This is a genomic window from Georgenia faecalis, assembly GCF_003710105.1.
GTDB classification, from domain to species: domain Bacteria; phylum Actinomycetota; class Actinomycetes; order Actinomycetales; family Actinomycetaceae; genus Georgenia_A; species Georgenia_A faecalis.
In genome coordinates, this window is record NZ_CP033325.1 from 2,359,772 (window position 1) to 2,385,318 (window position 25,547).

Here is a 25,547-nt window from a genome sequence, read left to right on the forward strand (position 1 = left end):
TCAGGCGTCGCCGCCCGCGCCCTCGCGGGTGCGGGTACGACGCTCGCGGCGGGGGCGCTCGCGACGCTCCCCGTCACCGTTCGTGCTGTCGGTCGTCGCCTCGGGCTCGGCGTCGCCGGCCGGGGCGTCCGCCGCCGGGGCGTCGGCGGCCGCGGCGTCCGCCGCGGCGGACTCCTCGTCGTCGACGACGGCGTGGAGGGAGAGCTTGCCGCGGGGGTCGATCTCGGCGAGCTCGACCTGGACCTTCTGGCCGACGCCGAGGACGTCCTCGACGTTCTCCACGCGCTTGCCACCGACGAGCCGGCGGATCTGCGAGATGTGGAGGAGGCCGTCCTTGCCCGGGGCCAGGGAGACGAACGCACCGAAGGAGGTGGTCTTGACGACCGTGCCGACGAAGCGCTCACCGATCTCCGGCATCTGCGGGTTGGCGATGGCGTTGACGGCCTGGCGGGCCGCCTCGGCCGAGGGGCCGTCGACCGCGCCGATGTAGACCGTGCCGTCGTCCTCGATGGAGATGTCGGCGCCCGTGTCCTCCTGGATCTGGTTGATCATCTTGCCCTTCGGCCCGATGACCTCGCCGATCTTGTCCACGGGGACCTTGACGGTGATGACGCGGGGCGCGGTGGGCGCCATCTCGTCGGGTGCGTCGATGGCCTCGTTCATGACGTCGAGGATGTGCAGGCGCGCGTCGCGGGCCTGGGACAGGGCGCCGATGAGCACCGAGGAGGGGATGCCGTCGAGCTTGGTGTCGAGCTGGATCGCGGTGACGAACTCCCGCGTGCCGGCGACCTTGAAGTCCATGTCGCCGAAGGCGTCCTCGGCGCCGAGGATGTCGGTGAGCGCGGCGTAGCGCGTCTCCCCGTCGACCTCGTCGCTCATGAGGCCCATGGCGATGCCCGCGACGGGCGCGCGCAGCGGCACACCGGCGTTGAGCAGGGACAGCGTGGAGGCGCAGACCGAGCCCATGGACGTCGACCCGTTGGAGCCGAGCGCCTCGGAGACCTGCCGGATCGCGTAGGGGAACTCCTCGCGCGAGGGCAGGACGGGCATGATCGCCCGCTCGGCGAGGGCGCCGTGGCCGATCTCGCGGCGCTTGGGCGAGCCCACCCGGCCGGTCTCACCGGTCGAGTACGGCGGGAAGTTGTAGTTGTGCATGTAGCGCTTGCGCGTCACCGGCGAGAGCGTGTCGAGCTGCTGCTCCATGCGGAGCATGTTGAGCGTCGTCACGCCGAGGATCTGGGTCTCGCCACGCTCGAAGAGCGCCGAGCCGTGGACCCGCGGGAGGACCTCGACCTCGGCCGAGAGGGTGCGGATGTCGCGCAGGCCGCGACCGTCCATGCGCACGCCGTCGGTGAGGACGCGGCGGCGCACGACGTCCTTGGTCGCCGAGCGGAAGGCGGCGGAGAGCTCCTTCTCGCGACCGGCGAACTGCTCGCCCAGCGCCTCGAGCATCCCGAGGCGGATCTCGTCGAGGCGCGTCTCGCGCTCCTGCTTGTCGACGATGGTGACGGCCTGGGCCAGGTCGGCGGCCACGTGGGCGGAGACCGCCGCGTAGACGTCGTCCTGGTAGTCGAGGAAGCGCGGGAACTCGCGCGTCGGCTTGGCGGTGGTGGCCGCCAGCTCGGACTGCGCGTCGCACAGCGCCCGGATGAAGGGCTTGGCGGCCTCGAGGCCCGCGGCGACGACCTCCTCGGTGGGCGCAGTCGCGCCCTCGGAGATGAGGGTCCACGCGTTGTCCGTGGCCTCGGCCTCGACCATCATCACGGCGACGTCGGGGTTGCCCTGGGCGTCGGTGACGAGGCGGCCGGCGACGACCATCGAGAAGACGGCCTTCTCGAGCTCGGAGTAGCGGGGGAAGGCCACCCACTGGTCACCGATGAGGGCGACGCGGGTGCCGCCGATCGGCCCGGAGAAGGGCAGGCCGGAGATCTGGGTCGACATCGACGCGGCGTTGATCGCCAGGACGTCGTAGGTGTCGTCGGGGTGGATGCTCAGCACCGTCTCGACGATCTGGACCTCGTTGCGCAGGCCCTTGACGAACGAGGGGCGCAGCGGGCGGTCGATGAGGCGGCAGGCGAGGATGGCCTCGGTCGAGGGGCGGCCCTCGCGGCGGAAGAACGAGCCGGGGATCTTGCCGGCGGCGTACTGGCGCTCCTCGACGTCCACCGTGAGGGGGAAGAAGTCGAACTGCTCCTTGGGGTGCTTGCCCGCCGTCGTCGTCGACAGGACCATCGTGTCCTCGTCGAGGTACGCGACAGCGGCGCCCGCCGCCTGGCGGGCCAGACGGCCCGTCTCGAAGCGGACGGTGCGGGTGCCGAAGGGGCCGTTGTCAATGACGGCTTCGGCGGACGTGATCTCGGGACCCTCCATGGGTGCCCTCCTTCGTGTTCGCCCGCCCGGCGGCTCGACGGCCTTCGATCGAGGCCCACGGAGCTCGTCCGCGGTGCGGGTGTCCGGAGGCCACTACCGAGGACCGGGCGAGAAGGCCGGTGCGGTGGGGTGTTGTTCAGATATGTGGTCGCCGCGGTGCGGCGGACCGGTGCGCAGGAGGCCCGGACCCCGTAGGGCCCGGGCCTCCTCGCGGACTAGCGGCGCAGGCCGAGGCGCTCGATGAGGCTCCGGTAACGCTGGATGTCGACGTCCTGGAGGTAGCCCAGGAGGCGGCGACGCTGACCCACGAGCAGCAGCAGCCCACGACGGCTGTGGTGGTCGTGCTTGTGGGTCTTGAGGTGCTCCGTGAGGTCGCGGATCCGCTGGGTCAGCAGCGCGATCTGCACCTCCGGCGAACCGGTGTCACCCTCGTGGGTGGCGTACTCGGTGATGATGGACTGCTTGACGTCTGCAGCGAGGGGCACGGTTCTCTCCTAGGGTCGTTGCGCGGAGCTCCGGGGCATGTCCACCCGGGCATGACACATCCGCGGCCGGTCTGACGGCGAGAGCCAGGTTATCAGACGCCCAGGACCCGTGCGGCGGCCGCGACGTCGTCGGCCATCTGGGCGACGAGCGCGTCGACGCCGTCGAACCGCAGCATGGGGCGCAGGTGCTCGACAAGCTCGACGACGACCTCCTCGCCGTACAGGTCGAGGTCCGTGCGGCCCAGGACGTACGCCTCGACCACCCGGGTGACGCCGTCGAACGTGGGGTTCGTCCCCACCGAGACCGCGGCCGGCAGCCGTTCGGTGCCGCCGCGGACCAGCCAGCCGGCGTAGACCCCGTCGGCGGGGACGGCCCCGCTCGCGTCCGGTCCCAGGTTGGCCGTGGGGTACCCGAGCTCCCGGCCCCGGGCCTCGCCGTGGACGACGACGCCGCGGATGCGGTGCGGGCGGCCCAGCACGTCGGCCGCCCCGGCGACGTCGCCGGCGTCGAGCAGCTCGCGTACCCAGCTCGAGGACCAGCGCCGCCCGCCGCCGGTGCCGGCGACGTCCGCGACCACCTCGACGGCGAAGCCGTGCCGGGTCCCGAGGGCGGCCATCGTGGTGGGGTCGCCGGCGTTGGCCCAGCCGAAGCGGGTGTCCTCCCCCACGACGACGGCGCACGCGTGCAGGGCGCCGACGAGGTAGGTGAGGACGAAGTCCTCGGGCGAGGTCCGCGCGAAGTCGAGGGTGTAGTCGAGGACGAGGACGGCGTCGACCCCCGATCCGGCGAGGAGCTCGATCCGGTCGGTGAGGCCCGTGAGGAGCGGGGGGGCCTGCCCGGGTCGGTGGACCGCGGCGGGGTGCGGGTCGAACGTCACGACGACGGCCGGCACGCCGGCGGCCCGGGCCGTGCGCACGAGCGCCCCGAGGAGGGCCTGGTGGCCGCGGTGGACGCCGTCGAAGTTGCCGATGGTCACGGCCGTGGGCCCCAGGTCGGTGGGGACCTGCCCCACCCCACGCCACACCTGCACCATGCCTCCCTCGCCTCACCGACGGGCGCGGTGAGCCACCCGAGACTACCTGGCGGGGGCGGCTCGCCGCGGCGCCGGGGCGCACCGCCGCCGCTCCACGGGGCCGAGCCGCGGCTCCGCCGGCCGCCCGACGCTCAGCCGATGAGGATGCCGGCGATGGCGGCCGACATGAGGTTGCCGAGCGTGCCGGCGGCGATGGCCCGCAGCCCGAGCCGGGCGATGACCCCGCGCTGGTTGGGGGCGATCCCGCCGAGGCCGCCGAGGAGGATCGCCAGCGAGCCGAGGTTGGCGAAGCCGGTGAGGGCGAAGGTCACCACCGCCTGGGTCTTCACGCTGAACTCCTCGGCCCGCGGGGCGAAGTCGGAGAAGGCGACGAACTCGTTGAGGACGACCTTCTGGCCGAGGAAGCTGCCCGCCGGGACGGCCTCGGCCAGCGGGACGCCGACCGCGGCCATGATCGGGGCGAAGACGTAGCCGAGGAGCTGCTGGATGGAGAGGTCGTCGTAGCCGAAGAGCCCGCCGACGGCGCCGAGGATGAGGTTGAGCAGGGCGACGAGCGAGATGAACGCGAGGAGCATGGCGCCCACGTTGAGGGCGAGCGACAGGCCGTCGGAGGCGCCCCGGGAGGCGGCGTCGATGACGTTGACCGGGCGGTCCTCGGGGGCGTCACCCTCGGCGTCGACGGGGTCCCCGCCGGCCCGGCGCGCGAGCTCGGCCGCGCCGGCCTGGGTGGCGCCGCGGCGCGCGCCCCGCCGGAACGTCCGGCTCAGCCAGCCGCCGGAGCCGGCGCGCGCGCCGGGCGTGCTCGCGCCGGCCGTGCCGGTCCCGCCCGCCGTGCCCGTGCCGCCCGGCGTGCCCGTGCCGCCCGGCGTGTCGGTCCCGCTCGGCGTCGTGCCGGCGGACGTCGCCGGGCCGGCGTCGGCCCGCTGCGTGGCGTGGCGGTCCTGCCCGGCGGCCGCGGCCGGCGAGGCGGCCGCGGACCCGGGCTGCAGGCGTGACTCCGGCGCCGCGAACTCCTCCACCGCACCCGCGGGGACGATGATCTTGGCGAAGAGCAGGCCCGCGGGGGCGGCCATGAAGCTGGCGGCGATGAGGTAGTCGAGGTTGGCGCCGAGCAGGGAGTAGCCGATGAGCACCGACCCCGCGACGGTCGTCAGCCCACCGGCCATGACGGCGAAGACCTCCGACGGCGACATGGTGCGGATGTAGGGGCGGATGACGAGCGGCGCCTCCGTCTGCCCGACGAAGATGTTGGCCGCCGCGTTCATCGACTCCGGCCGGGTGGTGCCGAGCACCTTCGCGAGGGCCCCACCGATCCAGCGGGTGACCAGCTGCAGCAGCCCCACGTAGTACAGGACCGCCGTGAGGGAGGCGAAGAAGACGATGACGGGCAGCACCTGGAAGGCGAAGACCGAGCCGTCCTCCGGGAGAATCGGCCCGAAGAGGAAGTCGATCCCGGCCCGGGAGGAGTCGATGACCGCCTGCACGGCGTTGGTGAGGCCGCTGAGGACCTGCTGCCCCGCCGGTACGTAGAGCACGAGGACCGCGAACACCACCTGGACGAGCAGCGCCAGGCTCACCGTGCGCAGGTTGATCCGCCGCCGGTCGACGGACAGGAGCCATCCCAGGCCCAGGATCACGACCATGCCGCCGATGCCCCACAGAAGGTCGATCACGCCGGTCCCCCGATCGTCGCTGTGCGACGGCGCCCCCCGGCGCGGCCGCGTCCAGACTGACACAGGGCCGTGGGGGCGGCACGGCGGGAGCGCACCGCTCTCAGGCGGGGTCGAGCACCAGCACGGGGCGGGCGGCCTCGCCCCGGTCGGTGAGCAGCGCGACGACGTGCCCGTCGGGGGCCGCGGCCGCCACCGGCTCCGCCTGCCCGCTGGCGGTGAGCCGCTGGCCGACCCGGACGGCGGCCGTCTCCGCGTCGCTGAGCGTCCGCACGGGGAACACCGCCCGGCACGCCTGCGTGAGGGAGAGCAGGGGAACCGGACGTCCGGCCTCGTGGGCGGCGCCGAGGACGTCGAGGTTCGCGGCCTGCTCGAGCGCGAAGGGGCCGACGCGGGTGCGGCGCAGCGCCGTGAGGTGGCCGCCGGTGCCGAGGGCCGTCCCGAGGTCCCGGGCCAGCGCGCGCACGTACGTCCCCGAGGAGCAGACGACGACGACGTCAACGTCGAGGACGTCCGTGCCGTCCGCCGCCCGGGCGGCGCGCACGTCGAGGACGTCGAAGCGGGAGATCGTCACGGGTCGGGCGGGCAGGTCGACCTCCTCGCCGCCACGGACGCGGGCGTACGAGCGCTTCCCGTCGACCTTGATGGCGCTCACGGCGCTCGGGACCTGCTCGATCGGCCCGCGCAGGGCGGCGACCGCGACCTCGACGGCGTCCCGTCCGGTGGTCCCGGCCCCGGGGGCGGCCGTCACCTCACCCTCTGCGTCGTCGGTGACCGTGGCCTGACCCAGGCGCACCGTCGCGGTGTACTCCTTGTCGGCGCCGACGAGGTAGGTGAGCAGGCGGGTCGCCCGGTTGACGCCGAGGACGAGCACGCCTGTGGCCATCGGGTCGAGCGTGCCGGCGTGGCCGACCTTGCGGGTGCCGGCGAGGCGACGTACCCGGGCGACGACGTCGTGGGACGTCCACCCGGCGGGCTTGTCGAGGACGAGGATCCCGTCGACCGGCTCGCTCGACCCGCTGCGGGGGCGCGGGGCGCTCATCGGCCGGCCCGGGAGCGCAGGGCCGTGCGCACGAGCTGGACGGCCGAGAGGACGAGGAGGACCGCAAAGATCCGCTGGAGGCCCACGGCGGGCAGGGCGAGGGCGAGCGCCGCCCCCACGGGGGCGCCCAGGGCACCGCCGAGACCGAGGACGAGGCCCGGGCGCCACTGGGTGTACCCGTGGCGGCTGTTGCGCCAGGCGCCGACGAGGGAGACGGGGATGATGACGGCCAGCGACGTCCCCTGGGCCTCGGGCGTGGCGAAGGCGAAGAGCAGGACGAGCATCGGCACGAGGATGATCCCTCCCCCGACGCCCACCAGGGAGGAGAGTGTGCCCATCGCCAGACCCGCGGCGACGAACCCGAGGACCGCCCAGCCGTCGGCGCTCACCGCCCCGGCGCCGCCGTCGGCCTCCACGCCGAGGGCGAGCCGCACGGCGACCGCGACCATGAGGACCGCGAACGCGGTGCGGACCTGGGTCTCGGAGAGCCGGTGGACGAGCGCGGCACCCACGAACGCCCCAGCGATGCCGCCGGCGGCGATGGCGAGGGCCGGGAGGACCTGCACCTCGCCCGCGACCGCGTAGGAGACCACGCCCGTCGTGGCGGTGAGGATGATGGCGACGAGCGACGTCGCCTGCGCCTGCTTCTGGGCGAAGCCGAAGAGCAGGACGAGGAGCGGGACGAGCACGATGCCGCCGCCGACGCCGAGCAGGCCCGAGAGGAGGCCCGCGCCGACCCCGGCGGCGACGAGCGCCAGCGGGCGCGCGCGGCCGACGGCCGGCGCGGCGGCGCCGCTCACCGGTCGGTGGTCGGGTCGAGCTCGTCGTCGGCGGGGCGCCGGTAGGGGTCGGCGTCCCCGGCCGGCGTGGCGCCGGCCGCCAGGCGGGCGAGCTCGGCGTCGCGCTCGGCGGCGGCGCGCAGGGCCGCCTCGAGGTGCGCGGCATTCTCCGGCACGGCGTCGGGGATGAACTCGATGGTCGGGGTGAGGCGGATCCCCACCTGCTTGCCCACCTCGGAGCGGATGAGCCCCTTGGCGGAGGCGAGCGCCGCGGCGGTGCTCGCGCGGTCCTCGTCGGAGCCGAGGACGGTGTAGAAGACGCTGGCGTTCTGCAGGTCGCCGGTCACCCGGACGTCCGTGACCGTGACGAAGCCCAGCCGCGGGTCCTTGACCCGCGACTCGAGCATCCGCGCGACGATCTGCTGGATGCGCTCGGCGAGCTTGCGTGCCCTGGCCGTGTCCGCCATGGGGGGTCTCCGGTTCTGGTCGGTGCGGTCCGCAGGGACCGCGGGGGGGTGGTGGACGGACGGGGCTGCCAGGCCCGCAGGCCTGGCAGCCCCGTCCGTCGGGACGTGCGGATCAGCCGCGCGGCTTCTCGCGCATCTCGAACGTCTCGATCGTGTCGCCGACGTTGAGGTCGTTGAACGAACCGAGGCCGATACCGCACTCGAAGCCCTCGCGGACCTCGGTGACGTCGTCCTTCTCGCGGCGGAGCGAGTCGATGGAGAGGTTGTCCCCGACGACGACGCCCTGACGCAGCACCCGCGCCTTCGTCCCGCGCCGGATGGTGCCGGAGCGGACGATGGAGCCGGCGATGTTGCCGAACTTGGACGAGCGGAACACCTGGCGGATCTCCGCGGTGCCCAGCTGGGCCTCCTCGAACTCCGGCTTGAGCATGCCGCGCATGGCCTGCTCGACGTCCTCGATCGCCGCGTAGATGACCGAGTAGTACCGGATGTCGACGCCTTCACGGTCGGCCAGCTCGGTGACCCGCTCGGCGGGCCGCACGTTGAAGCCGATGATGATGGCGTTGTCGACCGTGGCGAGGTTGACGTCGTTCTGGGTGATGGCGCCGACGCCACGGTGGATGATCCGCAGCTCGACGTCCGCGCCCACGTCGATCTTGAGCAGCGCGTCCTCGAGCGCCTCGACGGCACCGGAGACGTCGCCCTTGAGGACGAGGTTGAGCGTCTCGACCTTGCCCTGCTCGAGGGCCTTGGTGAAGTCCTCGAGCGAGATGCGCTTGCGGCGCTTGGCCAGCGTCGCGGCGCGCTCGGCGGCCGCCCGCTTGTCGGCGATCTGACGCGCGGTGCGGTCGTCCCCGGCGACGAGGAACGTGTCGCCGGCGCGGGGCACCGAGGTCAGGCCGAGGACCTGGACCGGACGGGCCGGGCCCGCCTCGGTGACGGCCTCGCCGGAGTCGCCGAACATCGCCCGGACGCGTCCGTAGGCGGTGCCCGCCACGATCGCGTCGCCGACGTGCAGGGTGCCGGACTGGACGAGCACGGTGGCGACCGGCCCGCGGCCCTTGTCGAGGTTCGCCTCGATGGCCACACCACGGGCGTCCTTGTCGGGGTTCGCCCGCAGGTCGAGCGCGGCGTCGGCGGTGAGCAGGACGGCCTCGAGGAGGTCGTCGATGCCCTGCCGACGCAGCGCGGAGACGTCGACGAACATCGTGTCGCCGCCGTACTCCTCCGCCACGAGGTTGTACTCGGTGAGCTGCTGGCGGATCTTGGCGGGGTTGGCCCCCTCCTTGTCCACCTTGTTGACAGCGACGACGATCGGCACGCCGGCCGACTGCGCGTGGTTGAGCGCCTCGACCGTCTGCGGCATGACGCCGTCGTCCGCCGCCACCACGAGGATCGCGATGTCGGTGACGTCGGCACCACGGGCACGCATGGCGGTGAACGCCTCGTGACCGGGGGTGTCGATGAAGGTCAGCGCGCGGCTGACGCCCTCGTGGTCGGTGTGGACCTGGTAGGCGCCGATGTGCTGCGTGATCCCGCCGGCCTCGCCGGCCACCACGTCGGTGGACCGGATGGCGTCGAGGAGCTTGGTCTTTCCGTGGTCGACGTGACCCATGACCGTGACCACCGGCGGGCGGGGCGCGAGGTCCTCGTCCGTCTCGGCGGCCTGCTCGGCGTCGAGGTCGATGTCGAAGCCGCCGAGGAGCTCGCGGTCCTCGTCCTCCGGGGAGACGATCTCGACGACGTAGCCGAGCTCGGACCCGAGGGCCTGGAACGTGGCCTCGTCGAGGGACTGGGTCGCCGTCGCCATCTCACCGAGGTGGAAGAGGACGGTGACCAGGCTCGCCGGGTTGGCGTCGATCCGGTCCGCGAAGTCCGCGAGGCTGGCCCCGGCCCGGATCCGCACGACGGTGGAGCCGTCGCCGCGGGGGACCTGGACGCCGCCGATGGACGGGGCGGACTGCTGCTCGAACTCCTGGCGCTTCGCCCGCTTGGACTTGCGTCCACGGACGGGACGGCCGCCGGCGCGCCCGAAGGCGCCCTGCGTGCCGCCGCGGCCACCGCGGTTGGGACCGCCGGGACGGCCGCCGAAGCCACCGCCACCACCGGCACCGCCGGGACGACCGCCGGGACCACCGGCGCCGCCACCGGGACCACCGGTGCCGGGACGGCCACGGCCGCCGCCGCCACCGCGGGCCGGGGCACCGGGGGTACCCACGGAGCTCTTGCCGGGCATCATGCCCGGGGTCGGGCGGGCGCCGCCGCCGGGGCGCGGCGGACGGTCCGCCGTGGCACCGGGACGCGGGCCACCGGGGCGGGGGCCACCGGTGCTGCCGGCGCCGCCCGCGCCACCGGGCCGGGGCATGCCCTGGCTCGGCGCGAACGGGTTGTTGCCCGGACGCGGGCCCCCGGGACGGGGACCGGCCGGGCGCGGGGCGCCGGGACGCGGGCCACCGCTGCCACCGGGCCGGGGCATGCCCTGGCTCGGTGCGAACGGGTTGTTGCCCGGGCGCGGAGCGCCGGGTCGGGGTGCGCGGGTGTCGCTGGAGGCCGCCGGACGGGCCGGCTCCTCCGGTGCGGGCGCGGCCGGGCGGGCCGGGCTCGGCGCGGCGGGCGCGCTGGGAGCCGGTGCCTCGGGTGCCGCAGGAGCCGGCGCGGGACGCGGGCTCGGCGTGGCGGAGGGACGGCTCGGCGCGGGAGCCGGCATGCTCGGCGTCGGGCCCTCGCTGGCAGCGGGGTTGCTCGCAGCCGGGATCTCGGGGGCGCTCGGGGCGGGTGCCTGCGGGGCAGGTGCCTGCGGGGCGGGTGCCTGCGGGGCAGGCGCGGACGGCGCTGCCGGCTCGGCCGCCACGGGGGCGGTGGGCCTGGCGGCACCCGGCTTGGCAGCCGGGCGCGAGGGCTTCGACGAGCCCGCAGCGGGCGCGGCGGGCATCGCCTCGCGCAGCTTGCGGACCACAGGGGCCTCGACGGTGGACGACGCGGACTTGACGAACTCACCGAGCTCGCTCAGCTTGGCGAGCACCGTCTTGCTGTCGACGCCGAGCTCTTTCGCTAGCTCGTGGACGCGGACCTTTGCCACAACTCTCCTGTCTCGGCCCGCCCGGGACAGGGTGGGGCCGTCTTAGTGCTGGGAATTCATCGCTGGGTACTCATCGGGTGCCCATCGGCTTCCAACCCGCTTTCTTCTTCGATGACGGCATCTGAACGATCGGTGAACCAGGCGTGCACGGCGTCGAGATCCACCGGCCCTGCGCTTCGCAGAGCTCGTGGAAAGGCCCGTCGTCGTACTGCGAGGTCCAGGCACTGCTGGTCAGCGTGCAACCAGGCACCGCGTCCCGGGGCGCTCGCCCTGTCGTCCACCGCGGCGCGTGACGCGCCGGGGGCCTCCAGGACGACCCGCACCAGGGCGGACCGCGGGGCTCGCGCCCGGCACCCCACGCACGTCCGCACGGGCTCCGTGCCGGGTGGCGGGAGTCGTGGGAGTGAGTTCATGGGAGTTCGGGTGCGTGACCCGCCGACGAGTCTACCCCGCCGCACCGCTCGACGACACAGCCGGACCACCGTCGGCGGTCTCGTCGCCGGGCGTGCGGTTGCTCACACCGGGTCCGCCCGCCACGGGGGCCTCCTCGGCGTCGCCCTCGGTGTCGGAGTGGATGTCGATCCGCCAGCCCGTCAGACGCGCGGCGAGCCGCGCGTTCTGGCCCTCCTTGCCGATGGCGAGCGAGAGCTGGTAGTCCGGGACGACGACGCGCGCGGAGCGTTCCGCCTCGTTGACGATGTCGACGCTGCTCACCCGGGCCGGGGACAGGGCGCTGGCGATGAACGTGGCCGGGTCGTCGCTGTAGTCGACGATGTCGATCTTCTCGCCGTGGAGCTCGCTCATCACGGCGCGGACGCGCTGGCCCATCGGGCCGATGCACGCCCCCTTGGCGTTGAGTCCGGGGACGGAGGTGGTGACGGCCATCTTGCTGCGGTGGCCGGCCTCGCGGGCCAGCGCGGCGATCTCGACCGAGCCGTCGGCGACCTCGGGCACCTCGAGCGCGAAGAGCTTGCGCACGAGGTTCGGGTGGGTGCGCGAGAGCGTCACCGACGGCCCGCGCATCCCGCGGGAGACCTCCAGGACGTAGGCGCGCAGCCGGTCACCGTGGCGGTAGGTCTCGGTCGGCACCTGCTCGTGGGCGGGCAGGACGGCCTCGAGGTCGCCGATGTCGACGAGCACGGTGCGCGGGTCGCGGCCCTGCTGGACGACGCCGGCGATGAGCTCGCCGGCCTTGTCCCGGTAGTTGCCCATGACCTGGTCGTCCTCGGCGTCGCGCAGCCGCTGGACGATGACGCTGCGGGCGGTGGCCGTGGCGATGCGGCCGAACCCGCTGGGCGTGTCGTCGAACTCGCCGACGACGTTGCCCTCCTCGTCCACCTCGGCGGCAAGGACGGTGACCCGGCCGCTGCGCCGGTCGAGCTCGACGCGGGCCTTGTCGGCCGCGCCAGGGGTCCGCTGGTAGGCGAGCAGGAGCGCTTCCTCGATGGCGCCGACGAGCACGTCGAGGCTGATCTCACGCTCCCGCTCGATCAGTCGCAGCGCCGTCATGTCGATGTCCACGTGCCCTCCTCAGGCCTCGTCCTCGAGCCCGTCCTCGTCCCGTGCGGGACGAAGCTCGGGCTCGACCTTCGCGCCGGTGATCCCGGCGTAGTCGATGTGCTCGCGGGCACCGTCGTGCTCCAGCCAGACGCCGTCGGCGTCGGTGTCCACGAGGCGGCCCGCGCGGGGCCCCGCCGGCGTGGCGCACCGGACGAGCCGTCCGGTGGCGCGGCGGAAGTGGCGCGGGTCGGTGAGCGGTCGGTCGATGCCGGGGGTGCTCACCTCGAGCGTGTAGGCCCCCTGGAGGAGGTCGACGTCGTCGAGCACCTCCGAGATCCGGCGCGAGACCTCGGCGAGCGCGTCCGAGTCGACACCGCCCGGGCCGTCGGGCAGGTCGACGACGACGCGGACGACGCTGCGGCGTCCGGCGGGGCTGGCGGTGACGTCCTCGAGCAGCAGCGCGGCCTCGGCCACGACAGGCTCGAGGGCTGCGCGCAGCCGGGTCGTCACCTCGGAGGATCGTGCGGCGCCCATGGGGTCGGTTCTCCTCGGCAGAAATAGGGGTGGGGGGATCCCAGCGTACCGACGTGCGAGCACCGCCCGCGCGGCGGTCCTGCCCCCGGGCGCCCCGTGCGACGATCGACCCGATGCACACTCCCGCCCACGCCCGGCCGATCCGGACCGCGACCCGACGCGCGGCCGCCGTGGCCGCCGTGTTCCTTCTCACCGGATGCGGCGTGCGCGTGGACAGCCCGCCCCCCACCGTGCCGTCCCCCGGGCCGGCGGAGGTGGCGCGGCAGGACGCCGCCACCTCGGCCACGGAGCTGGCGGCCGCGGCCACGGCCGCCGGCGCGGCCGCCGACGCCACCACCCGGGAGGTGCTCACCCGGGTGGCCGACGCGGCCCGCGTGCACGCGGAGGCGCTCGGCGGCGTGTGGGAGCCGTGGCCCGGGTCCGGACCGGGCGCCACGGCGCCGCCGGAGGAGACCGCGTCGGAGACCGCGTCCACGACCCCGCCCGCGGCCGGAGCGCAGCCGGCGGACGTCCTCGCCGCGCTTGCCGCCGGGGCCTGGCAGGCGTGGGACGCCGCGACGAGCCCCGACGCGAGCACCGACGGCCGGGCGGCCCTCCTCGGGGCCGTCGCCCTCTCGCGCACGCACGCCGCGACCGAGCTCGCGGCCGCCCTGGGCGAGGGGCCGCCGGACCTGCCGGCCGGCGCCCCGCTCGCCACCGTGCCCCCGGCCGCGCGGGACGCCGTCGACGCGGCCCGGTACGCCTACGAGGTCGTGGCGGCCCGCAGCTCGGGCGCGCAGCGCGAGGCGTGCCTCGAGCGCGCCCGGTCGCTCGCCACCCTCGCCGGCCGGCCCGGCGGGACGGTGTACGACGTCACCGGGCCGCTCGCCAGCCCCTCCCCGGGCCTGAGCCCCGAGGCGACGCTGGCCGCCGAGGCGGAGCTCGACCTCGTCACCGCGTTCCTCGCCGAGCTGGACGCCGCCGCCCCCGCCGAGCGGGCGGAGCTGCTCGCCGCGGCCCTCGACGCGGCCGACCGCGCCCGGGCGTGGGGCCTGAGGCTGCCCGCGCTGCCCTGAGTCGGCCCGCGCTGCCCGGAGTCAGCCGCGCAGCGCCTCGGCGACCAGCGCGCGCAGCGTCGGCACCGCCTCGTCGACGGGCACCTCGGCGCGCTCCCCCGTGCGCCGCTGGCGCACCTCGACGGTCCCGGCGGCCAGGCCGCGGCCGACGACGAGGACGAACGGCAGCCCGAGCAGCTCGGCGTCGGCGAACTTCACCCCGGCGGAGACCTTGGGCCGGTCGTCGAGGAGCACCTCGACGCCGGCGTCGGTGAGCTCGCTGCCGATGCGCTCGGCGGCGGCGAGCACCTCGGGGTCCTTGCCCGTGGCGACGACGTGGACGTGGGCCGGCGCGATGGGCGCAGGCCAGGCCAGGCCCGCGTCGTCGTGGTTCGCCTCGGCGAGCGCGGCGAGCGCGCGGCTCACGCCGATGCCGTAGGAGCCCATGGTGACGACGACCGCCTTGCCGTTCTCGTCGAGCACCTTGAGCCCGAGCGCGTCGGCGTACTTGCGGCCGAGCGCGAAGATGTGGCCGATCTCGATGCCGCGGGCGAGCTCGAGCGGCCCGCTGCCGTCCGGCGCCGGGTCCCCGGCGCGCACCTCGGCCGCCTCGATGACGCCGTCGGCGGTGAAGTCACGGCCGGCCACGAGACCGAAGACGTGCTGCCCCGCGGTGTCGGCGCCGGAGATCCACGTCGTCCCGGGCCCGACGCGGGGGTCGAGGAGGTAGCGCACGCCGCGGCGGGTGCCGTCCGCGTCGGTGCCGGCGTTGGGGCCGACGGCACCGGGGCCGATGTAGCCCTTGACGAGCTCGGGGTGGGCGGCGAAGTCGGCGTCGGTGGCCGGGGCCACCTCCGCCGGCTCGACGGCGGCCTGCAGCCGCTTGAGGTCGATCTCGCGGTCGCCGGGCAGCCCGACGACGACGACCTCGCGCTCGCCGCCGGGGTGGTCGAGGGCCAGGACGACGTGCTTGAGGGTGTCCGCCGCCGTCCACGAACCCTCGGCGCGCGGGTAGCGCTCGTTGGCGAGCGCGACGAGGGCGTCGATCGTCGCGGCGTCGGGGGTCTCACGCACCTGCGCGGCGGGCGCGTCGGTGGCGTCCACCGGCTCCGGCGCGGGGGTCCGCACCGCCTCGACGTTCGCCGCGTAGCCGCCCGGCGAGCGGACGAAGGTGTCCTCGCCGATCGGCGTGGGGTGGAGGAACTCCTCGCTCCGCGAGCCGCCCATCGCCCCGCTCATCGCGGCGACGACGACGAACTCCAGGCCGAGGCGGGTGAAGATCCGCTCGTAGGCCGCGCGCTGCGCGTCGTAGGAGCGGGCCAGGCCGGCGTCGTCGACGTCGAAGGAGTAGGCGTCCTTCATGACGAACTCGCGGCCGCGGATGAGCCCGGCGCGGGGGCGGGCCTCGTCGCGGTACTTCGTCTGGATCTGGAAGAGCGTGAGCGGCAGGTCCTTGTACGAGGAGTACAGGTCCTTGACGAGCAGGGTGAACATCTCCTCGTGCGTCGGCGCGAGGAGGTAGTCGGCGCCCTTGCGGTCGGTGAGCCGGAAGAGGTTGGCCCCGTACTCCGTCCACCGGCCCGTGGCCTCGTACGGCTCACGGGGCAGCAGGGCCGGGAAGTGCACCTCCTGCGCGCCCGCCGCGGCCATCTCCTCGCGCACGACCTCCTCGATCTTGCGCAGGACGCGCAGACCGAGCGGCAGCCACGTGTAGATCCCGGGGGCGGCGCGGCGGATGTAGCCGGCGCGGACGAGCAGGCGGTGGCTCGCGACCTCCGCGTCGACAGGGTCCTCGCGGAGCGTACGCACGAACAGGGTGGACATCCTCAGCATCACCCGGTCAGCCTACCGACGCGCGGACGCTCCCCGACCGCCCACGCCCGGGACGCCGGTGCGCGAGGATGGGGGCGTGCCGGAGATGCCGGAGGTCGAGGGGCTCGCCCAGTTCCTGCGCGAGCGCGCCGTCGGGCGCGTGCTCACCGCCGTCGAGGTCGGGGCCATCAGCGCGCTCAAGACGTACTCCCCCGCGCCCACGGACCTCGTCGGCCGCCCGGTGGCTGCCGTCGTCCGCCACGGCAAGTGGCTCGACCTCACCGCGGACGGCGACGCCGCGCTCCACCTCCTCGTCCACCTCGCCCGGGCCGGGTGGTTGCGGTGGTACGACACGGTCCCGGCCACCACGCTGCGCCCCGGCCGCTCCCCCATCGCCCTGCGCGTGCGTCTCGACGACGGCGCCGGGTTCGACCTCACCGAGGCCGGTACGCGCAAGCGGCTCGCCATCCACGTGGTCGGCGCCCCCGAGGAGGTGCCCGCCGTCGCGACGCTCGGCGTCGACCCGGCGGACCTCACCGTCGAGGGGCTGGCGTCGCTGCTCGCGGCCCGGAACCAGCAGGTCAAGGGGGTGCTGCGGGACCAGTCGGTCATCGCCGGCATCGGCAACGCGTACTCCGACGAGATCCTCCACGTCGCGCGGATGAGCCCCTTCGCGCCCACCAGGGGCATCGACGCCGACGGCGTGGTGCGCCTGCACGCCGCCATCGGGGACGTCCTGGGTGCGGCGGTGGCCGCCGCGGCGGGTCGTCCGGCCGCCGAGCTCAAGGACGCCAAGCGGTCGGGCATGCGGGTGCACGGGCGGGCGGGCGGGCCGTGCCCGGTGTGCGGCGACACCGTGCGCGAGGTCTCGTTCGCGGACTCGGCGCTGCAGTACTGCCCCACCTGCCAGACCGGCGGGAAGGTCCTCGCGGACCGGCGGATGTCCCGGCTGCTGCGCTGAGGGCCGGGGCGGAGCGCTAGAAGAGCACGGTGGCGTAGGTGCCCACCTGGGTGAAGCCCGTGCGGCGGTACGCGGCCAGGGCTGCGGCGTTGTAGGAGTTGACGTAGAGCGAGACGGTGGGGGCCAGCCGCGCCCGGGCGTCGGCGACGACGGCGGCCATGCCGGCCGCCGCGATTCCCTCGCCGCGGCGCTCCGGGTGCACCCACACCCCCTGGACCTGGGCCACGCCGAGGGCGAGCGCCCCGACCTCCGCCTTGAAGACCACCTGGGGGCCCTCGGGGCCCTCGTCGATCCGCACGTAGGAGCGGCCTCCCACGACGAGCTCGCGCACGCGCGACTCGTAGGCGCCGCCGGAGGAGAGCGGGGAGTACCCGACCTCCTCGGTGAACATCGCCACGCACGCGGGGACCACCAGGTCGAGCTCGTCGACGCGGCTGAGCCGGACCCGCGGGTCGGGCGCCACCGCGGGGTCGGCGGCGATGGCCATGGACGGCTGGTCGGCGCGGACGTCGCGCGGGCGGGTCCACGCCCCGGCGAGGCGGTCCCACAGGCCGAGCACGGCGTCGGCGGGGCCGACGATCGAGGAGCACCGCCGGCCCCGGGAACGGACGTAGTGGGCGAGGTCGTCGAGCTCGTCGGGCCCCACCCCCACGGGGACGAGGTTGGCGCCCGCCCAGCACAGGGCGGCGAGCCGGCCCCGGTCCCACACGCCGAGGAGCTCGGCGCCGGGGATCTCCACCTCGCCGAGCCGCTCGACCTGGACGGCCGCGAGCACGCTCGCCACGGGGTCGCGACGGCACACCTCGAGGGCGGCGGGCCGGTCCTGCCCGCTCAGCGGCCGCACGCGCCCCCCGGAGCGCCACCTCGCGCGCATACGGCCGCGCTCAGCTGACCGTGACGACCGGAGCTCCCGCGACCGGCTCCATGGTCGCGGCGATGCGGTTGGCCTCGGCGATGAGGGTCTCGACGATCTGGTCCTCGGGGACGGTCGCGATGACCTCGCCCTTGACGAAGATCTGGCCCTTGCCGTTGCCGGACGCGACCCCGAGGTCCGCCTCGCGGGCCTCGCCCGGGCCGTTGACGACGCAGCCCATGACCGCCACCCGCAGGGGCACGTCCATGCCCTCCAGGCCGGCGGTGACCGCCTCGGCCAGTGCGTACACGTCCACCTGGGCGCGCCCGCACGAGGGGCAGGAGACGATCTCCAGGGTGCGGGGACGGAGGTTGAGCGACTCGAGGATCTGGTTGCCGACCTTGACCTCCTCCACCGGCGGGGCGGACAGGGACACGCGGATGGTGTCCCCGATGCCCTGGGACAGCAGCGCGCCGAAGGCGGTGGCGGACTTGATGGTGCCCTGGAACGCGGGCCCGGCCTCGGTGACGCCGAGGTGCAGCGGCCAGTCCCCCCGCTCGGAGAGCATCTGGTACGCCTGCACCATGACGACGGGGTCGTTGTGCTTGACGGAGATCTTGAAGTCGTGGAAGCCGTGCTCCTCGAAGAGGGACGCCTCCCACACGGCGGACTCCACGAGGGCCTCGGGGGTGGCCCGGCCGTACTTCTCGAGGAGCCGCTTGTCGAGCGACCCGGCGTTGACGCCGATGCGGATGGACACCCCGGCGTCGGAGGCGGCCCGGGCGATCTGCTTGACCTGGTCGTCGAACCGGCGGATGTTGCCGGGGTTGACCCGGACGGCACCGCAGCCGGCCTCGATGGCGGCGAAGACGTACTTGGGCTGGAAGTGGATGTCGGCGATGACGGGGATGGTCGACTTGCGCGCGATGATCGGCAGCGCCTCGGCGTCCTTGTCCGTCGGGCAGGCGACGCGGACGATGTCGCAGCCGGCGGTGACGAGCTCGGCGATCTGCTGGAGCGTGGCGCCGATGTCGTGGGTCTTCGTCGTCGTCATCGACTGCACGGAGACGGGGGCGTCGCCGCCCACCGCGACCGAGCCGACGCGGATCTTGCGCGTCGGCCGCCGGGGGGCGAGCACCGGCGGTGCCTCCTTGACGGTCGGCATGCCCAGGGAGATCGGTACGCTCACCCGTCCAGTATCACCCACCCTCGCCTTGCGGCGCGCCGACGTGGTGCACGACACTGCGCCGCCGGCCGCCCGGGCCGGCCTCAGCCGGTGAGCGAGACGGGCCGGACGATGTCCGCGTACGCGAGCAGCAGGCTCATCCCCACCATGGCGATGACGACGACGTAGGTGAGCGGCAGGAGCCGCGCGACGTCGACCGGCCCCGGGTCGGGCCGCGCGCGCCGGCGGGCGACGACGCGGCGCGCGCCCTCCCACAGGGCGCCGGCGATGTGCCCGCCGTCGAGCGGGAGCAGCGGCAGGAGGTTGAAGACGAACAGCGCGAGGTTGAGGGAGGCGAGCAGGCCGAGCATGTCCGCGGTGCGCTCCGTGAGCCCGTAGCCCTCGCCGTCGAGGGAGGCGATCTCCCCGGCGAACCGGCCGACGCCCACGAGGCCGACGACGCCCGGGTCGCGCTCGCCGTCGCCGAACGCGGCGTCCGCGATGGACACGAGCCGCTGGGGCAGGGTGAGGACCACGTCGACGGTGGCGACGACGGAGTCGGCGACGACGCCCGGGACCGCGGTGAGGGGCTGGCGCTGGAGGGCGACCGTGGGGGCGATGCCGACGAACGGCCGTGCCTCGGTGACCGGCTCGCCGTCCTCCCCCAGCACGTACTCGCCGTCCTCCACCACGGGGCGCTCGACGGTCTGGGGGGTGACGGTGAGCGTGACCTCCTCGCCCTCCCGCTCGACGACGACACTCGCCGGGGCGGCCCCGCCGGCGGCGATGGCGGCGCTGACGTCGTCCCACGTGCGCGTGGGCGTCCCGGCCCAGGACACGACGGTGTCCCCCGGCGCGAGGCCGGCGGCCGCGCCCGGGGCCGGCGGGTCCTCCGCCGCGCACCCGGTGGCCTCGGGGTCCTCGGCGAGGCACTGCTGGACGCTGCCCAGCGTGGCGGTGTAGGTCGCCACGCCGAAGCCGGTGACGACGACCGCGAGGAGGACGGTGGCGATGAGGAGGTTCATCACCGGGCCGCCGAGCATGACGACGAGCTTCTTCGGCACGCTCAGGGCGTAGAACGTGCGGCCCTCCTCGCCGGGCCGGACCTCCTCGAGGGAGACCTCACGCGCCTCCTCCACGAGGGTGGCGCGGCCGTCGGCGCGCCGACGCGCGGGCGTGCCCTGCGGGGCCGGCGGGTACATGCCGATCATCCGGACGTAGCCACCCAGGGGCACGGCCTTGATCCCGTACTCGGTCTCGCCCCGGGTCCGCGACCACACGGTCGCGCCGAAGCCGACCATGTACTGGCTCACCCGCACGCCGAAGCGCTTGGCCGGGACGAGGTGGCCCACCTCGTGCAGGGCGATCGAGGCCACCAGCCCCACGGCGAGCACGAGCACGCCGACGACGAACTCCATGAGGCCACCTTCCGTACGGATGCTGCCCCCATGATGCCCCGCGGCGACCCCCGGCGTGCACAGCGGCCGCCCGGCGTCCGACGGCGGGTGCGGGGCTCAGCCCGGGAGCAGCTCGTGCGCCCGCGCCCGCGCCCACCGCTCCGCGGCGAGGACGTCGTCGAGCGTGAGTCCCTGCGCCGCGGCGCCGTCGTGCTCGTCGAGCACCTGGGCGAGGACGTCGGTGATGCCGAGGAACGGCAGGCGGCCGGCGAGGAACGCGTCGACGCACTCCTCGTTGGCGGCGTTGAGCACGGCCGGGTGCGTCGCCGACGCCGTGACGGCCGCCCGCGCCAGCCCGACGGCCGGGAAGGTCTCCTCGTCCAGCGGCTCGAACGTCCAGGCGCTGGCGACGTCCCAGCGGCAGGGCGCGACGGCCCGCTGCGGGCGCCGGGGCCACGTGAGGCCCAGCGCGATGGGCAGGCGCATGTCCGGTGGGGACGCCTGCGCGATGGTCGACCCGTCGCAGAACTCCACCATGGAGTGGACGACCGACTGGGGGTGGACGACAACGGCGATGTCCTCGACGGGCACGCCGAAGAGCAGGTGGGCCTCGATGAGCTCGAGGCCCTTGTTCACCAGCGTCGCCGAGTTGATGGTGATGACCGGGCCCATGGCCCAGGTGGGGTGCGCGAGGGCCGCCTCGGGGGTGACGTCGGCGAGCTCGGCGCGCGTGCGCCCGCGGAACGGCCCGCCGGAGGCGGTGAGGATGAGCCGGCGGACCTCCTCGGCGGTGCCGGAGCGCAGGGCCTGGGCGATGGCGGAGTGCTCGGAGTCCACGGGGGCGATCTGGTCGGGCCGGCGCTGCGCCGCGTGGACCAGCGCGCCGCCCACGACGAGGGACTCCTTGTTGGCCAGGGCCAGGTGGGAGCCGGCCGACAGCGCGGCGAGGGTGGGGGCCAGGCCGACCGAGCCGGTGACGGCGTTGAGGACGACGTCGTGCCCCTGCCCGGCGACGTCGGCGGCCGCGGCGGGCCCGACGAGGATCTCCACGTCCGGCACCGGGCGGCCGAGGTCCGACGCGCGGTCCGCGAGGGCCGCGCGCAGCGCCCCGGGGTCCCCGCCGGCGATGGCGACGACGGGCACGTCGTGGGCGAGGACCTGCTCGGCGAGGAGGGCCGGGTTGCCGCCGCCCGCGGCCAGCGCCCGGACCTCGTACGCGCCGTCGGCGTCCGCGACGACGTCGAGCGCCTGGGTGCCGACCGAGCCGGTCGAGCCGAGGATGGCCAGCGAACGGCTCATTCGACGGCCAGCAGCACCTCGACGGCGCGGTCGAGGTAGGCGTCGACGGTGCCCTCGGCGTAGGCGCGGCGACGGCCGACCTCGGGGAAGGTCGCGGTGCGCAGCTCGGCGGCGCTGAGCTCGGCCCCGGCGTCGAAGTAGGCGACCAGCCGGTCGAGGAGCTCGTCGACGGCGGCGGCGTCGTAGCCGCGTCGGCCCTGGGGCGGGGAGAAGCGCTGGCCGCGGGGTCGCACGAGGCGCGGGTACAGGGTGGTGGCCCGGTCGGCGATCCGGTCCATCCACGCCTGTTGGCCGTGGGCGGCGATGAAGTCCTCGCGGCGGCGGTGGACGAGCGCGGCCTCGAGCCGGTCGAGGGCGGCGTCGACCGCGGTGGCCTCGTACCCGTCGCGGACGAGGTCGAAGGCGACGGCCCGCACGTCGTTCTCGTCGAGCGTGGGCGAGTCACCGCGGTCGCCGCCCGCGTCCTCGCGCTGCGTGGCCTCGTAGGCCGCGCGGGCGCGGGCGAAGAACTCCTCGACCTGGGCGCGGTCGTAGCCCGTGCCCATCCGCCCCGCTGCGGGGAACATCACCATGCAACCGTCCCTAGTTCGTGCCGACGAGCATCTCGGCCGCGAGCTGTCCGCACGCACCGTCGATGTCGCTACCGCGGGTGTCCCGCACCGTGGTGGGGATCCCCGCCCGTCGCAGCGTAGCGACGAACTCGTCCTCGACGGCCGGATCGGAGGCGGTCCACCGCGATCCCGGGGTCGGGTTGAGCGGGATCGGGTTGACGTGGATCCACCCCTTGCCCCGGGCGAGGAGCTCGTCGGCGAGGAGCTGGGCGCGCCAGGCGTGGTCGTTGATGTCCCGGATGAGGGCGTACTCGATGCTCACCCGCCGGCCCGTGGCGTCGAAGAACCGGCGGGCGGCGTCGAGCAGCTCGCCCACCTTCCAGCGGGAGTTGATGGGGATGAGCTCGTCGCGCAGCTCGTCGTCCGGGGCGTGCAGCGAGACCGCGAGCGTCACGGGGATGCCCTCGGCCGCGAGCTTGTCGATGGCCGGGACGAGCCCGACGGTGGACACGGTGATGTTGCGCGCGGACATGCCGAAGCCCTCGGGCGCCGGGTCGACCATCCGTCGCACCGCACCGATGACGGCGCGGTAGTTGGCCAGCGGCTCGCCCATGCCCATGAACACGACGTTCGTCAGGCGGGTCGGGCCACCGGCCAGCGCGCCGTCACGGCACGCGAGGGCGGCGAGGCGGACCTGCTCGACGATCTCCGCCGTCGACAGGTTGCGGGTGAGGCCCTGCTGCCCGGTCGCGCAGAACGGGCACGCCATCCCGCAGCCGGCCTGGGAGGAGACGCACAGGGTGGCGCGCTCGGAGTAGCGCATGAGGACGGACTCGACCTTGGCGCCGTCGTGCAGCTGCCACAGCGCCTTGAGGGTGGCGCCGCGATCGGCCTCGAGCGTGCGCACGGGGCGCAGCAGCTCGGGCAGGAGCGCGTCGACCAGCTCCGCCCGGCCCGTCGCGGGCAGGTCGCTCATCGCGTCCGCGTCCCGCGTGAGGTGCGCGAAGTAGTGCCGGGACAGCTGGTCGGCACGGAACCCGGGCACGTCGCGGGCGGTGACCGCGGCCACGCGCTCGGCGTGGGGCAGGTCGGCCAGGTGCGCCGGGGGCTTGCCGCGCCGCGGCGCGGCGAACGTCAGGCGGGGGCGGGGGCCGGCGTCGGGAGCACCGGGCGGGGGCGGGAGCGAGACAGAAGATGGCATGGCGGGGCCAATTGTCGCAGGTTCTGACGGGTGGGGCTCACCCCACGAGGAGGGACATGAGCAGGTAGCACACGGGCGCGCTGACGACGAGGGAGTCGAGGCGGTCCATCACTCCCCCGTGGCCCGGCAGCAACGTGCCCATGTCCTTCATGCCGAGGTCGCGCTTGAGCAGGGACTCGGCGAGGTCGCCGACGGTGCCGGAGACCACGATCCCGGCCCCGAGCACGGCGCCCGCCCACCACGGCGCGCCCACGCGCAGCACCATCACGCTGCCGACGGCGCAGGCGAGGACGAGCGAGCCGGCCAGCCCCTCCCACGACTTCTTCGGGCTGATGCTCGGCGCGAGGGGGTGCTTGCCGAACAGCACGCCGGCGATGTAGCCGCCCGTGTCGTTCGCCACGACGAGCGCGATGAAGGTGAGGACGAGCCACGGCCCCTGGTCCTGGGCGACGAGCAGGACGGCGAACCCGGCGAGGAGGCTGATGTAGGCCGCAGCGAAGATGCCCGCGGACGCGTCGCGCACGGCGTCCGGACCGCCGCCGTCGAGCACGCGCCACACGAACACGCCCCCCGCGGTGAGCACGAAGGCGATGAACATCGCCTCCGGGCCCGCGGTGTAGGCGGAGACGAGCACACCGGCCGTGCCCACCCACAGCGGGAGCACGGGGATGCGGATGTCCCGGGTGCGCACCGCGCGGGCGAGCTCCCACAGCGCGCCGCACGCGGCGAGCAGGGCGAGCACGACGAACGCCTCGCGCCGGATGAACAGGCTCGCGAGCAGCACGGCGCCGAGGCCGAGGCCCACGCCGATCGCGGCGGGGAGGTTGCGGCCCGCGCGGCTGGCCGGGGGGTCGACCGGACGCGGCGGGGCGGGCTCGACGAGCGCCCGCCGCGCCGCCGCCTGCGCCTCGCGCATCCGGCGGCGCGTGGGGACGCCGTCGTCGGGGGCCGTCATCAGACCTCGAGCAGCTCGCGTTCCTTGCCGGTGAGCAGCTCGTCGATCACCTCGACGTGCCGCTTGGTCAGGGCCTCGAGCTCCTTCTCGGCGCGCTCCACCTCGTCCTCGCCGGCCTCGCCGTCCTTGCGGAGACGGTCGAGCTCCTCCTTGGCCTTGCGGCGCACGTTGCGCACGGAGATGCGCGCGTCCTCACCCTTGCTCTTGGCGAGCTTGACGTACTCCTTGCGGCGGTCGGCCGTGAGGGCCGGCAGCACCACGCGGATGACGTTGCCGTCGTCGGTGGGGTTGACGCCCAGGTCCGACTCGCGCAGCGCGCGGACGATCGCGGCGGTGGCCGAGCGGTCGTACGGCGTGACGATGACGGTGCGCGCCTCGGGGATGGTGAGGGAGCCGAGCTGCTGCAGAGGCGTCGGGGCACCGTAGTAGTCGACGAGGATCTTCGAGAACATCCCGGCGTTCGCTCGTCCGGTGCGGATGCCGGCGAAGTCCTCGCGCGCGACCTCCACGGCCTTGTCCATCTTCTCCTCGGCCTCGAGGAGGGTCTCGTCAATCACCGGAGCTCCTTCGTGTGGTCCTCAACGGTCACTAGTGTGCCGATCTTCTCACCCTTGAGCGCGCGGGTGACATTGCCCGGCTCGGTCATGCCGAACACGCGCATGCTCAGCCCGTTGTCCATGCACAGGCTGAAGGCGGAGGCGTCCACCACGCGCAGGCCGTCGCGGAGCGCGTCCGCGTAGGTGAGGTGGTCCAGGCGGCGCGCGGTGGGGTCCGTCCGCGGGTCCGCGGTGTAGACGCCGTCGACGCCGTTCTTGCCCATGAGCACCTCGTCGCAGTGCGTCTCGAGGGCGCGCTGGGCGGCGACGGTGTCGGTGGAGAAGTAGGGCATGCCCGCGCCGGCGCCGAAGATGACGACCCGGCCCTTCTCGAGGTGGCGGATGGCGCGCAGCGGGATGTACGGCTCGGCGACCTGACCCATGGTGATGGCGCTCTGCACGCGCGTGCTGGTGCCCGCCTGCTCGAGGAAGTCCTGCAGGGCGAGGCAGTTCATCACGGTGCCGAGCATGCCCATGTAGTCGGCCCGGGCACGGTCCAGGCCCCGCTGGGAGAGCTCGGCGCCCCGGAAGAAGTTGCCACCGCCGACGACGATGGCCACCTGGACGCCCTCGCGGACCGCGTCGGCGATCTCGCGGGCCACCGCGGCGACGACGTCGGCGTCGAGGCCGATGCTGCCCCCGCCGAACACCTCCCCGGAGAGCTTGAGGAGAACCCGGCGTGCGGGTCCGTGGCCGTTGTCGCGTGCGTTCATCGGGCGTCCTTCCTCAGGGTGCGACGGTGGCCCCGGCCCGCGAGGGGCCG

The 25,547-nt window shown here is 74.7% G+C and carries 22 protein-coding genes and 1 pseudogene; 2 read left to right on the top strand and 21 right to left on the bottom strand.

Annotation, left to right across the window (positions count from 1 at the left end):
- The 11 genes and pseudogenes from EBO36_RS10270 to EBO36_RS10320 form a co-directional block, all read right to left on the bottom strand.
- Positions 1–2,370, bottom strand: coding sequence for a polyribonucleotide nucleotidyltransferase (locus EBO36_RS10270; RefSeq protein WP_122824535.1), 2,370 nt, complete (start codon positions 2,368–2,370; stop codon positions 1–3).
- Positions 2,371–2,585: 215 nt separating this feature from the next.
- Positions 2,586–2,855 carry a 30S ribosomal protein S15 gene (rpsO, locus tag EBO36_RS10275; RefSeq protein WP_122824536.1) on the bottom strand — a complete coding sequence of 90 codons (270 nt, stop codon included), beginning with the start codon at positions 2,853–2,855 and terminating at the stop codon, positions 2,586–2,588.
- A 92-nt stretch (positions 2,856–2,947) separates the two neighbouring features.
- Entirely contained in the window at positions 2,948–3,886 is a 939-nt protein-coding gene (locus EBO36_RS10280; protein WP_387967874.1) for a bifunctional riboflavin kinase/FAD synthetase, read from the bottom strand.
- 134 nt (positions 3,887–4,020) lie between these two features.
- Positions 4,021–5,532, bottom strand: a complete 1,512-nt coding sequence (locus EBO36_RS10285) for a nucleoside transporter C-terminal domain-containing protein (protein WP_122825607.1) — start codon at positions 5,530–5,532, stop codon at positions 4,021–4,023.
- Positions 5,533–5,662: 130 nt separating this feature from the next.
- Positions 5,663–6,601: a tRNA pseudouridine(55) synthase TruB gene (truB, locus tag EBO36_RS10290; protein WP_122824538.1), complete on the bottom strand. Its 939-nt coding sequence runs from the start codon at positions 6,599–6,601 to the stop codon at positions 5,663–5,665.
- Complete coding sequence (locus EBO36_RS10295; RefSeq protein ID WP_122824539.1) at positions 6,598–7,401, bottom strand: sulfite exporter TauE/SafE family protein; 804 nt, start codon at positions 7,399–7,401, stop codon at positions 6,598–6,600. The genes truB and EBO36_RS10295 overlap by 4 nt, the downstream gene beginning before the upstream one ends.
- Positions 7,398–7,847, bottom strand: a complete 450-nt coding sequence (gene rbfA, locus EBO36_RS10300) for a 30S ribosome-binding factor RbfA (RefSeq protein ID WP_122824540.1) — start codon at positions 7,845–7,847, stop codon at positions 7,398–7,400. Before rbfA ends, EBO36_RS10295 begins: the two co-directional genes overlap by 4 nt.
- 112 nt (positions 7,848–7,959) lie before the next feature.
- Positions 7,960–10,926, bottom strand: a complete 2,967-nt coding sequence (infB, locus tag EBO36_RS10305; RefSeq protein WP_122824541.1) for a translation initiation factor IF-2 — start codon at positions 10,924–10,926, stop codon at positions 7,960–7,962.
- 179 nt (positions 10,927–11,105) lie between these two features.
- Positions 11,106–11,339, bottom strand: a pseudogene (locus EBO36_RS15710) (YlxR family protein); the annotation flags it as partial.
- A 31-nt stretch (positions 11,340–11,370) separates the two neighbouring features.
- Positions 11,371–12,447: a transcription termination factor NusA gene (gene nusA / locus EBO36_RS10315; protein WP_122824543.1), complete on the bottom strand. Its 1,077-nt coding sequence runs from the start codon at positions 12,445–12,447 to the stop codon at positions 11,371–11,373.
- 9 nt (positions 12,448–12,456) lie between these two features.
- The gene (locus EBO36_RS10320) at positions 12,457–12,960 is read right to left on the bottom strand and encodes a ribosome maturation factor RimP (RefSeq protein ID WP_122824544.1); all 504 of its coding nucleotides are present in this window, start codon (positions 12,958–12,960) and stop codon (positions 12,457–12,459) included.
- 113 nt (positions 12,961–13,073) lie between these two features.
- On the opposite strand from EBO36_RS10320, the gene EBO36_RS10325 reads away from it, so the two are divergent.
- Complete coding sequence (locus EBO36_RS10325; RefSeq protein ID WP_122824545.1) at positions 13,074–14,015, top strand: hypothetical protein; 942 nt, start codon at positions 13,074–13,076, stop codon at positions 14,013–14,015.
- 21 nt (positions 14,016–14,036) lie between these two features.
- Here the strand turns inward: EBO36_RS10325 and EBO36_RS10330 are convergent, their stop codons facing one another.
- Positions 14,037–15,830, bottom strand: coding sequence for a proline--tRNA ligase (locus EBO36_RS10330; RefSeq protein WP_122824546.1), 1,794 nt, complete (start codon positions 15,828–15,830; stop codon positions 14,037–14,039).
- A gap of 73 nt (positions 15,831–15,903) precedes the next feature.
- On the opposite strand from EBO36_RS10330, the gene EBO36_RS10335 reads away from it, so the two are divergent.
- Positions 15,904–16,767 carry a DNA-formamidopyrimidine glycosylase family protein gene (locus EBO36_RS10335; RefSeq protein ID WP_122824547.1) on the top strand — a complete coding sequence of 288 codons (864 nt, stop codon included), beginning with the start codon at positions 15,904–15,906 and terminating at the stop codon, positions 16,765–16,767.
- A 16-nt stretch (positions 16,768–16,783) separates the two neighbouring features.
- On the opposite strand, the gene EBO36_RS10340 is transcribed toward EBO36_RS10335, so the two are convergent.
- The 9 genes from EBO36_RS10340 to pyrH all read right to left on the bottom strand — a co-directional run bounded on the left by EBO36_RS10340 (position 16,784) and on the right by pyrH (position 25,497).
- Positions 16,784–17,611, bottom strand: coding sequence for a GNAT family N-acetyltransferase (locus EBO36_RS10340; RefSeq protein WP_241236857.1), 828 nt, complete (start codon positions 17,609–17,611; stop codon positions 16,784–16,786).
- Between the two features lie 40 nt (positions 17,612–17,651).
- Positions 17,652–18,809: a flavodoxin-dependent (E)-4-hydroxy-3-methylbut-2-enyl-diphosphate synthase gene (gene ispG, locus EBO36_RS10345; RefSeq protein ID WP_122824549.1), complete on the bottom strand. Its 1,158-nt coding sequence runs from the start codon at positions 18,807–18,809 to the stop codon at positions 17,652–17,654.
- 80 nt (positions 18,810–18,889) lie between these two features.
- Positions 18,890–20,203 carry a M50 family metallopeptidase gene (locus tag EBO36_RS10350; RefSeq protein ID WP_122824550.1) on the bottom strand — a complete coding sequence of 438 codons (1,314 nt, stop codon included), beginning with the start codon at positions 20,201–20,203 and terminating at the stop codon, positions 18,890–18,892.
- Positions 20,204–20,299: 96 nt separating this feature from the next.
- A complete protein-coding gene (gene dxr / locus EBO36_RS10355) occupies positions 20,300–21,481 on the bottom strand; it encodes a 1-deoxy-D-xylulose-5-phosphate reductoisomerase (protein ID WP_122824551.1) in 1,182 nt (393 codons plus the stop codon).
- Positions 21,478–22,053, bottom strand: a complete 576-nt coding sequence (locus EBO36_RS10360) for a DivIVA domain-containing protein (RefSeq protein WP_122824552.1) — start codon at positions 22,051–22,053, stop codon at positions 21,478–21,480. The genes dxr and EBO36_RS10360 overlap by 4 nt, the downstream gene beginning before the upstream one ends.
- A gap of 10 nt (positions 22,054–22,063) precedes the next feature.
- Positions 22,064–23,233, bottom strand: coding sequence for a dual-specificity RNA methyltransferase RlmN (gene rlmN / locus EBO36_RS10365; protein ID WP_122824553.1), 1,170 nt, complete (start codon positions 23,231–23,233; stop codon positions 22,064–22,066).
- Between the two features lie 37 nt (positions 23,234–23,270).
- Positions 23,271–24,188, bottom strand: a complete 918-nt coding sequence (locus tag EBO36_RS10370) for a phosphatidate cytidylyltransferase (protein ID WP_241236858.1) — start codon at positions 24,186–24,188, stop codon at positions 23,271–23,273.
- Complete coding sequence (gene frr / locus EBO36_RS10375; protein ID WP_122824554.1) at positions 24,188–24,745, bottom strand: ribosome recycling factor; 558 nt, start codon at positions 24,743–24,745, stop codon at positions 24,188–24,190. The genes EBO36_RS10370 and frr overlap by 1 nt, the downstream gene beginning before the upstream one ends.
- Positions 24,742–25,497: a UMP kinase gene (pyrH, locus tag EBO36_RS10380; protein WP_122824555.1), complete on the bottom strand. Its 756-nt coding sequence runs from the start codon at positions 25,495–25,497 to the stop codon at positions 24,742–24,744. The genes frr and pyrH overlap by 4 nt, the downstream gene beginning before the upstream one ends.
- Between the last annotated feature and the right edge of the window lie 50 nt (positions 25,498–25,547).